Below are 10,946 nucleotides of genomic sequence, written 5' to 3'. Positions count from 1 at the left end.
TTTATTGTATTAACCCTGTACGGTTTGCGTCTTCTAGTTTTAGCTCTGTTTCATTGACAACAAAAAAGGCAACATCGAACAACTCGTATAATATAAAATAGTGCTATCAACACCCCAAAATCACGATCAGGCTTTTATTATTCATACAAATAATAGGATACTTCTCTCTTTACCTCATCCCATTTCTGCAATTTCTTTGTTTTTAATAAGTATTCAGGTAACAATGCAACACCTTTACCACTCTCCACGTAGTTAATGATATTTTCAAATGAATCAAGTTCAATTATGTTTTTAGTATCAGAAAATTCTTTAAGTGTCTTTTGCCTGAAGGGGCAATTTTTATCACAATTAACGAAAAATTGGTGGTTATCAGGATAGTCATGGCTAGCAGAAGAAAGATAGAATGCCTCTAAAACTTTCTTATCTTCTTTATACCCTCTCAAATTGACAATCTTTTGAAAGCTATAAATGGCATCATAATGATTTCTAACAGATTCTATCGGAATATCTTTCGTCTTTTTTATGGTCACACTATCCCTTGCAATATCAATCACTTGTTCCTGATTAAGGTCATAGTTTAAAAGTAATTCAGAAATCAAGATTGACTTGCCTTGAGAGATCAATTCTTTTTGCGTGATTTCTAAATTTTGAAGTGTCTCTTTAGCAAAATGGTATAGCTTGTCTCCACTTCTTGTTGGCACTATACCGTTATATTTACGGATGAAAAGTCTGGTACACATCTCACTTTCCAAATTCTTCAACCGAGCTGTCAAATTGGATTGTGCATAGCCTAGATTCACTGCACTTTGATTTAAGGAACCTGTCTCATAAATATTGATGAAGATATTTAAATCATTGAAATTCATATTGTCTCATTTCTGCCTATCTCTTTTTATTATTAGTATATCACGATTTGGTATTATCCAACATTTGGTTTATCTACTATAATAGGGCTATAACATAAAAGGAGAACAACCATGCAAGCAATGCGATGTGACATCACCTTACCAACTGACTATGATATGACAATCATTAGAGACAGGGTAAGCAAAACAGGTCACTTAATGGATGGATTCCCAGACCTCTTATTTAAGCTCTTCTTAATTTCAGAAAAACAGAAAGGTGAGCTTTATAATAGTTATAGTCCACTTTATATTTGGAAAAATTCTGACGGTATGTCTCGATTTATTTTTGACGGTTATTTTGATAATATTTTATCCTCATTTGGTTGGCAACATATTGAAATCGGCGTGACTTCGACGATTGAACTAGGTGACGATTTTATTCAAAGTAAATTTGTAACCGAGGTAGCGCAAGATATTTTACCCACTGACACTTTAAAAAACTTTGAAATTCAGGAACAATTAACTGATAATGAAACTGGGAAGTTAGTCATCTATAATCCCGATAAGTGGCAGAAAGTAAGCTTTACTTTTTATCTCACGAAGCCCCAAACTGAGCTTAGATGCTTTGAGATTTTACATCTTTCTAAAGGCTAGATGTCACGTTATGCTCTCGTATCATATCAATTTAACTTTTGATACAAAAAGCACGACAAAAAATCTAATCAATTCAAGGAATGACTTTTCATAAAGAAAGTCATTTTTATGTTCCTTTTGTCCCCTCCAAGTTCTAGCCGACAAAAAAACAACCACAGAAGCCTGTGATTGCTATATTTTGAACACTGAATTATTTAACAGCGTCTTTCAAAGCTTTACCAGCTTTGAATGCAGGAACAGTTGTTGCTGCGATTTTGATTGAGTCTCCAGTTTGTGGGTTACGACCTTCACGAGCTGCACGTTCACGAGTTTCGAAAGTACCGAAACCGATAAGTTGAACTTTTTCACCTTTTGCAAGGAATTCAGAAACTGAAGCGAAAACAGCGTTTACTGCTTTTTCAGCGTCTTTTTTAGTCAAATCTGCAGATTCTGCAACTTTTGCGATCAATTCTTGTTTGTTAGCCATTTTAAAAATGTCCTCCAATAATTATTTTTACCCTTAGGCAAACTTTATTATAGCAAGTAACCGCCATTAAAGCAAGTAAAAACGCTATTTCTAGCGCTTTTTAAGGGTATTTTTACATAAAAATTACTTTTTGGCTATTTTTGCATGAGATTAAAGACGAATTTATCATTTTTCAAGTCAAGCTTATTGGCCTGTAAAAAAGTATCCTTAGCCAGGGCAACTTGCGGTAAATCGATTAAAACTTCTTGTTTCTCTGAGTTAATGGTGACAAATTTCGGTAAGTCATAAGCCCCTTTGACATAGTTTAAAACGGTCTTAGCAGGTAGGCTCAAGGTGCCGATAGAAATACTAGTCACTTTCAGATTCACTGATCCATCATTTAGAGCATAGGGTTCAAAATAAACATACAAGGGAATATCTTTCCCAAACAATTTATAAGAACCTTCCAGGACGGCTTTATCCGAGAGATAAAACTTATAAGACATTTTATTATCTTGAAAGTCGCCTAAATATTTATTAATCAAAGTATTCAGTTGCTCAGTATTGGTTGAAATCTCTGCGACCTTGTTGACGCCTTTAATGACACTCACCTTATCCAAGACTTTTTGATCTCGGTGTTTGGTCACTTGAAAGCCAACGACCGCAACAAATGCGATATTAATGGCGAGTATCAGTAAAAAAAGGTACTTCCAGTAATTATTTTTCATTATGATGCTCCTTGTAGGCTTCAGCCACTGCGTCACTCATGATCTGATAGCCGATATTATTAGGATGAAAATGGTCTTCCTCAAACAGGGCGTTGTTGGTTATCGTTTGGACCTCACCATCGCTAGTTGTCACACCTTTACTACCATTCACCCCTTGGTAAAGCAGGTCATTAATCGGGACAAAGTACATCTGCTTTTGCTGAGCAATCGTCTCCTGTGTTGTTTGGTTCCAATGGTTGATGATATCTTGCATCTCCGTGATATCAGGGAAATTGAGATAAAAGGGATTATAGATACCCAAAACATACACTTGCGCATTCGGATTATTGTCTCGGATGAAATCAAAGATTTCAGTCAGCTGCTTTTGGTAGGTTTGGGCAGGCTTCTCAAATGAATTCTCCGTCAAATTCGTGAGCTGTGTCCGGATCACTTTCATGACATCATTGCCACCGACAGTAATTGTAATCACATCAGCCTTCTTAATCGCCGATTGTATCTTCTTTTCCTTGGTCATGCGTTTATAAATTTGAGTCGAGGTATTGCCGGCGACGCCGAAATTTTGCGACACAACATTCACATCAGAGATTTCACTAATGGCATTAGATAGCAGCGGGATAAAGCCACCTTGATTGGTTTGATCCCCAACCCCTTCTGTCAATGAATCGCCGATTGCCACATAATTCAGACGTTTCTGAGTCAGGGCAGATTTCAAATCCTTGTTAGAAAGTTCAGATCCTGCAGGTCGAATTAAAAAATGACTAATGACTGTAAAGATGGCAAAAATTGCCACCACGAAGACGACAATCTCAATCAGCCAACGGCGTACACGCCCTTTGTATTTGTTTTCTTTCATATAACTTCCTATTACGCTTTTGTGCACGACCTGTTAACTGGCAGGATAAGACAACTCATTTCTACCTTATTCAAACTCAATCATCAGCGCCCAAGCGCCTGGACCTGTGTGTGTCGCAACTGTCGAGTTGGTATCTAGGATTGGAATTTTTTTATCAACAAAAGGCTGAAGCTTATCTCGCATCAACTCAGAAAACGGAATATTTTCAGCATGTGAAATACCAATCTCTTTAATTTGACGACCTGTAATTTTGTCCGCAAACTCATCTAACCATTTTTGGAAAGTCTTATTACCGCGTCCTTTTAACATCGGTTCTAACGATGTGTCGACTAGCTCCATGACCACTTTAATGTTCAAAAGGCCACTTAGAACACCCGTCACGCGATTGACACGACCACCCTTAACCAAATTATCAAGGTTTGCAATCCCGATAAAGAGTTCTGTATTTTTTTTCGTTTTCTCAATTGCTGCCAGAATCTCTTCTTTTGTTGCGCCCTCTGCTGCCAATTTAGCAGCTTCGATGACTTGGAACTTCAAGCCTTGGTCGATAAAGTCACTGTCAATCACCGTTACATCAGCGTTTGAGAGCATGGCACCTTGACGCGCCGCTTCTACTGTACCAGACAAAGCCTTAGTCAAATGGATACTGATGATTTGGCTACCATCTTCTGCTAATTGATCATAAACTTCCGAGAACACGCCAACAGGTGGTTGAGATGTTTTAGGGAGATTTTTACTGACCTTCATTTTTGACATGAATTGGGCCGCTGATAAATCAGTATCTTGATAAAGCACACCATCAATCAATATCGCTAAGGGGACAATCGTAATCCCATATTTTTCAATCAGTTCTGGTTCAACTGTAATCGTCGAATCCGTCACAATTTTTATCGTCATTGTCAAAAACTCTTTTCTGTCGAAAATTACTAAAAAATAAAAAATTATTCTCTAGTAATCTCAAAAATTATGTTATACTTGAGATGAAGTAGTTATCAAAACTAGATAGTAAGATTTAAACTGCTTCTTAAATTATTATATCAAATTTTGAGTAAAATTTCTCACATTATCATGTTGCTTTTTAAGCGCCAACCACTCACTAGTTTATCAAATAGAAAAAGGTATCTTTTGAAAAATTCTAAAGCCTATATTATTACTAACGAAGTCTTCAATGCCGTCACACACGGCATCGGATTTGGCTTTGCAGTCGCAGGACTGATCTTGCTCATCCTTAAAGGTGCTGCCCACCATTCAGCACTTGAAATCGTCAGCTACAGCATTTATGGCACAACACTTGTCCTACTCTTTCTCTTCTCCACCTTGTTCCACAGTCTCATTTTCACAAAGGCCAATCAAGTCTTCCAAGTATTTGACCATTCCTCGATTTATCTTTTGATCGCGGGCACCTACACGCCCTACTGTTTGATCACACTCAACAGTTGGTTAGGTTGGACCTTGTTTGGCATTGTTTGGGCCTGTGCCATCACCGGTGTCGTCCTCAAATCTGTCTTTCTTCCCAAATGGGATCACGTCCCACGCCTCTCAACCGTCTTATACGTCATCATGGGCTGGCTCATCGTCTTTGCCTTGAAACCGCTCTGGGATGCCCTGCCACATGCTGGCGTTTGGCTACTCTTTGTTGGTGGTGTCCTCTATACCTGTGGTGCCTTCTTCTACTCGCTCAAATTCCCTTACGCCCATGTTGTTTGGCATTTATTTGTCATGGCAGCTGCCGTCCTCATGTGGATTTCTGTTTATAAATTTATCTAAAAAGATACGCCCCAAGTCAGTCGACAGAAGGCGTATCTTTTTGGTTATATTTTAGCATTGCTATCGTTCGAAGAAAATCACCGATAAACCGCTTTATCCACATATCCCGTCAAACGTTTCAACAAAAGCTCTGACTCATCCACGTAAATGCCAGTCATTTGCGTGTTTTTCGTCGCTTCGTTATAGAGGATCACTGGTGAATTACCCGGAAATTCTCTTAAAATCTGAGCGATTCTGACATTTTTGGTCGTGTCTAAGATAGCCAACCAAAGTTTCTTATCCGTTTCCACCACCTTGACAAGCTGCTCGGCCACCAACTGTAAGCGATCATTTCGCTCAGAAACCTTACCTGTGATCAAATAAAAATCATTGACCTCCAGATCAGCCAGATAATGGTGGTAGCTTTCCGGAAACATGGTCACATCGAGCTCATCCTTGGTATCCGTCACATTCAAGAAAGCCATGGTCGCACCATTCTTGGTGCGATGCGTCTTCAAATGCATTAGTTGGACGAGAATCGTTGCTTTTTGCCCCGCCGTAAGCTGGCTAACCTCAGTGAAATTGCCTTGGCGTGCGCTTGCAAGCCGCATCAGAGGATGTTCTGTGACTGCCACCCCCATCAAATCAAACTCCATCTGATATTTTTCAGCATTGCTGTAATCTTCATAGTCAACATAGGCAAATTTTAAATTTGTCGCCGTTTCCGAAAAGAGATCCGTTTGGAAAACAGAATTAAACTCCAGTAATTTCTTAAGATTTTCAACTAATTTTCGACGATTAGAATCAAAATGATCAAAGGCCCCAATTTCAATCAAGGGTTTAATCACCGTTTCCTTACGATAATTGTCTGGTAATTTCTGAATAAAATCTTGCAGACCTGAAAATTCCCGATGTTCAATGACCCAAAGGGCTAAATCGCGCGGCACACTCTTAATCGCCCGCAGGCCTAAGAAAATCTGTCCCTTGGATAATTTATCATAGTAGGGCATGCGATTAATCGTTGGTTGTACGAGTTTAAAGCCTAGATTTTGTGCATCATTAAGTAGAGCGATACGCTTACTATCCCGCAACATGATTTCATAAAAGACATCTGGATAGTGTGCCTTGAAATAGGTCATCTGAACGGCTAGAGCACCATAACCAAAGGCGTGAGACCGGTTAAAACCGTAGTTGGCAAAGCGTTCGATCAGCTCATAAATCTCAGTCGCTTTTTCTGTTGTGTGCCCTTTTTCCAAACTACCTGCGATGAATTCTGCTTTTAATTGCTCAAATTCACTGCCTTGTTTTTTAGAAATGGCACGTCTCAGTAAATCCGCCCGACCGAGTGAGAAGCCGGCAAAAACTTGAGCGACCTGCATGATCTGTTCTTGGTAAATCATGATGCCATAAGTCGGTGCTAAAATATCCCCAATCGAGTCGTCCGGATAGATGACCGACTCCTCACCATGACGCCGTCTGATAAATTCAGGAATGAAGGCTGATGGTCCTGGTCTGAAAATTGAGGTCGCTGCGACAACATCCGCAAATTCTGTCGGCTTTAATTGGCGCAAAAAATTCATCATCTGAGGGTTTTCAAACTGGAAAATCCCCAAAGTCTGACCCTTTCTGAAAATTTCTAACGTCGCATCGTCATTGAGATCAATTTGGCTGATGTCGATTTGCTGTTCATGCTTTTTCGCAACTAAATCCCGCATGTCATTGATGAAAGTCAGGTTTTTGATACTCAGAAAGTCAAACTTGATCAGGCCGATGGCTTCAACGTCATGGGCTTCAAATTGGGTGATAGGCAGGGTTTCGCCTGGTGCTAAGGGCAGATAATCAGTCAAGTCATGTGCCGCAAGAACAACACCTGAGGCATGGACAGATTTCTGACGTGGCATGCCTTCTATTTTTTGCGCATAGGCAAAGATTTTTTGTAGCCGCGAATCGTTAATGATTTCAGCGCGGAAGCGGTTATTCTTTTCGTATTCCTGAGCGAGATTGTCCGAACGGCCAATCATGCTCGAAACGTGCGATATTTCAACTTCTGTCATGCCAAAGACCTTGGCAACATCACGGAAACTCTGTTTCATGCCAAAGGTCGAGAAGGTCATAATCTGCGCGACATGACTACTACCGTAACGATTTTTGACATAGGTCAGGATCTCAGCACGCTGATTATCCGGCATGTCGATATCAATATCGGGTAGGCTGGCCCGCTCGGGATTGAGGAAGCGCTCAAAGAGTAAGTTATTGGCAACCGGATCGACACCTGTGATTTGCAAGGCGTAGGCCACGAGAGAGCCTAAGGCCGACCCACGTCCCATCCCTGTATAGATCTGTTGTGACCGTGCATAGCGGATGACATCTGCGACGATCAAGAAGTAATCATCGAAGCCCATTTCATGAATCACACCTAGCTCATGATCCAGTCTCGTTTGGTAAGGCGCTGAAGTTAAATTGCTAGCCTTCAAAAAGGTTTCGGCAGTTTCCCGCAATTCAGCTACTGCTGGTTTTTCAGGATTGAAGCGCGGTAGAGCAAGTGTGTCAAGCGCGATATCGTAGCTGATTTCTGAAACCAGCCGATCCAAATTTTTCAGGCTCTGCTGATCAAATAAAGCACGAACCTCACTTTCCGACCGTAAACTTTCAAAGTGGTTGCTGGTCAAGCTATCATCATACTTGGTGCCATTTTTAACGTGGTGTAAAATCGCAAGCGTCTCTGCATCCCCAGCGTTTAGGTACCTAACCGATAAAAAAGGAATGGTCGGTCGCAAAAAGCCTTGTGCCATTGGTTGCGCCAGACCAACGAACACATCGTTTGAGGGCAAATGGGTAAGGATGCTGTCGACGGCTGAATCTGCGGGAAGGATCAGGGCAACGTCACCAAGATGACTGTGAATGTCTGAAAAGTTATTATAGCCGAAGTTTTTCTTACTCGAAATACTGTAAAGATTTTGTAGGCCGGCGTTTGTTTTGGCGATGAAGGTGAAATTGATGGCGAGGCCGTCCAACAAAAGCGTCGTTTCGTAACCGATGACTGGTTGGATGCCTGCTGCTTTGGCTTGCGTGATGAACTGGTGAGCAGCATGGAGATTATCGACATCCGAAATGCCAAGCGTTTGGTAGCCGAGCGTTTTTGCTGCAGTGATGTAATCGGTGAGTTTGACCGTCGCATCCATGAAGCTAAAAACGGTTTTCGTATTAAGTTGGGCGTACATGACAACTCCTTTCTGCAACTTTGTTCTGTTGGTTGTTGAGCAAGATGCTCACACAGATCCTGATAGCTACTATTTTTTGATGTTTTTCTTGCAAAATTTCCTTATTTCTATTATACTTTATTTTGAGAGAAGAAACATATCAGGACATATCTAAAATTTTAATTTTCTATTTTAGAAAGCCCTTTAGAAAGCAGATGGTGTTATGAAATTCTTCGTTGTTCTATTTTGGTCATTGATTTTAAGTGAAATTGCTGGCTTTGTTATCGGTAAACTCAACGATACAAGTTTCCAACCTAACTTGGTCGCAATCATTGCCGTTGTCTTTGCAGTCTTCATTTTTGTCCTAGACAAAATTGCGATTCCAAAAGATCCAGAAGCTAAAACTTCAAAATAAGCCGTTGGGTTTATTTTTTTTATTTTCTAAAAATATTTTGCTTTGAACATTTGAAATAAATAAGATATAATTAAATGAAAGCGTTTGCGTAAACTGTCTTATTTAGAGAGGAAAAAGATGTTTCATTATATACAAAAATTCAAATGGCACAATGCCCTTTTATTTGTAATCATCCTATTTTGGGCGGGTATTAATGTGGTCAGTTCACTTGTCTTGACTTGGCTTCTTGATGCGATTATTGATGGCAAGTGGCAGACCTTCCTATTTTGGGCAGCCATGGATGTTATATGTTGGGTGATCTACAGCTTCTTACAGGCCACTAAAGATACTTTCAAAGAACGAATCATCCAAAATCAGCTCAACACAATCCGAGAAGATATTTTAGACGATCTCACGCACAAACCCTACGACCAGGTCAAAGCGAATAGTAAAGAGACCTACAGCTCTTGGTTGGTAAACGATATGACGCTACTGCATGACAATGGTTTCATCCAGTTTTACGGCGCTGTTGAAAGTGTTGTGACCGTTCTTTTAAATGCCTTTGCTATTATTTATTTCCACTGGCTTTTACTGGTCGTTTCTATCTTTATGACCGCATTTGTTTATTTCGCACCGCAATTTTTTGAAAAGAGAATTGCCAAAGCTACGCAAGATGTTTCAGATTTCTCAAATCAAGCTCTGGGCAAAACAACTGATTTCTTCAATGGTTTCGAAGTTTTCTATCACAATAACCAAGGCAATTATTTCAAAACACAAATTTTAAATAGTTTTAAAGCCTTAATCAATCCCAAAGTAACATTGGCCAGACTATCTGCGACCGCCAATTCGATTTCGATGATGGCAAGTATCATTGCGCAAGTTGTGATGTTTATCGTGACCGGCTACTTAATCATCCATGGAGAAGTCACGACAGGTGTGATTTTCTCCATCGCCAATCTGACCAGTTGTTTATTTAATTACACGCGAGGTGCTGCCTACAATATTGTCACCTTCAAAGGGACTTTCAAATTAATGGATAAATATCATAGTCATCAAGCAATACCTGAGGAGTCCACAGCGCCAGTAAAAGATTTTACAACAGCGATCGAAACGAAAAATCTAGTCATGCCATTTGAAGATGGTCATACCCTTACTTTTCCAGATTTTGTCATCAAGAAAGGCGAGAAGGTTGCTATCGTTGGAGATTCAGGTTCCGGAAAATCAACCTTGGTGCATTTGCTCATGGGCAATATGCGTAACTATGAGGGTGACATTTTCATCGAGCAAGCCAACTACCGTGACGTCACGATTCAAAGTTTACAAGATATCATCGCGCTCATCAGGCAAGAAGCTTATGTCTTTCATGAAAGTCTATCTGACAATCTGAAAATTGGTCGTGATATTCCAGACCAACTTTTTGATCAGACCTTAAAGACAAGTCTGGTAGACAGTTTTGCTAGAGATAGGCTGGAAACTGTCTTTGACGATAACTTTTCTGGTGGTCAAAAGGCACGGCTTTCTATTGCACGTGAATTAATGGGTGATAAGCCAATCTTAATCATGGATGAGAGTACAGCTAACCTTGACAAACAGACAGCTTTTCAAATTGAACAAAATATCCTAAGTAATCCCACACTAACCGTCATCATGATCACCCATCATCTCTACGATGAAAGTCGTGACTTGTTAGACCAAATCATTCAACTTTAGACACCAAATTATAATGATAATCTAATCCAAAGAGGCTAGGACGATACATCTTAGCCTCTTCAAACACGCCAAGTATTGAATGGCTCCTCTACTTGATTTAAATTATTTTTTTCAACAGTAACAATACTTCTGACAATTTCTTACGAAATCATCAGTTTTTACCAATTTCGCATTATTTACCAGAAACAATTCCAATTTGGTAAAGAATCACCATATTTCTTACCATTTTCGTATTGTTTCCCAGAAACAATACCGATTTCGTGTAAAATCGCCGGATTTCGTAATAAGTCGTATTGTTTCTTACGATTAATCCGACTTCTTCACACTTTTTAGAAAAGTTATACAAAAAAAGGCTATAGATGATTTACAGG

Annotated in this window: 10 protein-coding genes; 4 read left to right on the top strand and 6 right to left on the bottom strand. The window is 39.8% G+C overall.

The window, feature by feature from the left end; genetic code table 11:
- Positions 1 to 137: 137 nt before the first annotated feature.
- Positions 138 to 866 carry a LysR family transcriptional regulator gene (locus LRA01S_RS09660; protein WP_061775416.1) on the bottom strand — a complete coding sequence of 243 codons (729 nt, stop codon included), beginning with the start codon at positions 864 to 866 and terminating at the stop codon, positions 138 to 140.
- A 111-nt stretch (positions 867 to 977) separates the two neighbouring features.
- Here LRA01S_RS09660 and LRA01S_RS09655 point away from each other — a divergent pair, with 111 nt between their 5' ends.
- Positions 978 to 1,499, top strand: coding sequence for a DUF4865 family protein (locus tag LRA01S_RS09655; RefSeq protein WP_061775414.1), 522 nt, complete (start codon positions 978 to 980; stop codon positions 1,497 to 1,499).
- Between the two features lie 190 nt (positions 1,500 to 1,689).
- Here LRA01S_RS09655 and LRA01S_RS09650 read toward each other — a convergent pair whose 3' ends face one another.
- The 4 genes from LRA01S_RS09650 to LRA01S_RS09635 form a co-directional block, all read right to left on the bottom strand.
- Positions 1,690 to 1,965, bottom strand: a complete 276-nt coding sequence (locus tag LRA01S_RS09650) for an HU family DNA-binding protein (RefSeq protein WP_003139300.1) — start codon at positions 1,963 to 1,965, stop codon at positions 1,690 to 1,692.
- Between the two features lie 134 nt (positions 1,966 to 2,099).
- Complete coding sequence (locus LRA01S_RS09645) at positions 2,100 to 2,672, bottom strand: YpmS family protein (protein ID WP_061775412.1); 573 nt, start codon at positions 2,670 to 2,672, stop codon at positions 2,100 to 2,102.
- A complete protein-coding gene (locus LRA01S_RS09640; RefSeq protein ID WP_061775410.1) occupies positions 2,662 to 3,525 on the bottom strand; it encodes an SGNH/GDSL hydrolase family protein in 864 nt (287 codons plus the stop codon). The genes LRA01S_RS09645 and LRA01S_RS09640 overlap by 11 nt, the downstream gene beginning before the upstream one ends.
- Before the next feature lie 66 nt (positions 3,526 to 3,591).
- Positions 3,592 to 4,422, bottom strand: coding sequence for a DegV family protein (locus LRA01S_RS09635; RefSeq protein ID WP_061775409.1), 831 nt, complete (start codon positions 4,420 to 4,422; stop codon positions 3,592 to 3,594).
- Between the two features lie 228 nt (positions 4,423 to 4,650).
- Here LRA01S_RS09635 and trhA point away from each other — a divergent pair, with 228 nt between their 5' ends.
- Entirely contained in the window at positions 4,651 to 5,292 is a 642-nt protein-coding gene (gene trhA, locus LRA01S_RS09630; protein ID WP_082785448.1) for a PAQR family membrane homeostasis protein TrhA, read from the top strand.
- Between the two features lie 77 nt (positions 5,293 to 5,369).
- Here trhA and LRA01S_RS09625 read toward each other — a convergent pair whose 3' ends face one another.
- A complete protein-coding gene (locus tag LRA01S_RS09625) occupies positions 5,370 to 8,492 on the bottom strand; it encodes a DNA polymerase III subunit alpha (protein WP_061775407.1) in 3,123 nt (1,040 codons plus the stop codon).
- 202 nt (positions 8,493 to 8,694) lie between these two features.
- On the opposite strand from LRA01S_RS09625, the gene LRA01S_RS09620 reads away from it, so the two are divergent.
- Both LRA01S_RS09620 and LRA01S_RS09615 read left to right on the top strand, forming a co-directional pair.
- Positions 8,695 to 8,886, top strand: coding sequence for a YjzD family protein (locus LRA01S_RS09620; RefSeq protein WP_061775405.1), 192 nt, complete (start codon positions 8,695 to 8,697; stop codon positions 8,884 to 8,886).
- Positions 8,887 to 9,003: 117 nt separating this feature from the next.
- Positions 9,004 to 10,575: an ATP-binding cassette domain-containing protein gene (locus LRA01S_RS09615; protein ID WP_061775404.1), complete on the top strand. Its 1,572-nt coding sequence runs from the start codon at positions 9,004 to 9,006 to the stop codon at positions 10,573 to 10,575.
- Positions 10,576 to 10,946 lie beyond the last annotated feature (371 nt).

Origin of the sequence: Pseudolactococcus raffinolactis NBRC 100932, assembly GCF_001591765.1 — a bacterium.
Classification (GTDB): domain Bacteria; phylum Bacillota; class Bacilli; order Lactobacillales; family Streptococcaceae; genus Pseudolactococcus; species Pseudolactococcus raffinolactis.
This window is presented reverse-complemented; position numbering and strand designations above follow the sequence as displayed.

Coding starts and splice junctions, on each gene's coding strand:
- LRA01S_RS09660 (WP_061775416.1), bottom strand. CDS start 866: ATGAATTTCAATGATTTAAATATCTTCATCAATATTTATGAGACAGGT.
- LRA01S_RS09655 (WP_061775414.1), top strand. CDS start 978: ATGCAAGCAATGCGATGTGACATCACCTTACCAACTGACTATGATATG.
- LRA01S_RS09650 (WP_003139300.1), bottom strand. CDS start 1,965: ATGGCTAACAAACAAGAATTGATCGCAAAAGTTGCAGAATCTGCAGAT.
- LRA01S_RS09645 (WP_061775412.1), bottom strand. CDS start 2,672: ATGAAAAATAATTACTGGAAGTACCTTTTTTTACTGATACTCGCCATT.
- LRA01S_RS09640 (WP_061775410.1), bottom strand. CDS start 3,525: ATGAAAGAAAACAAATACAAAGGGCGTGTACGCCGTTGGCTGATTGAG.
- LRA01S_RS09635 (WP_061775409.1), bottom strand. CDS start 4,422: ATGACGATAAAAATTGTGACGGATTCGACGATTACAGTTGAACCAGAA.
- LRA01S_RS09625 (WP_061775407.1), bottom strand. CDS start 8,492: ATGTACGCCCAACTTAATACGAAAACCGTTTTTAGCTTCATGGATGCG.
- LRA01S_RS09620 (WP_061775405.1), top strand. CDS start 8,695: ATGAAATTCTTCGTTGTTCTATTTTGGTCATTGATTTTAAGTGAAATT.
- LRA01S_RS09615 (WP_061775404.1), top strand. CDS start 9,004: ATGTTTCATTATATACAAAAATTCAAATGGCACAATGCCCTTTTATTT.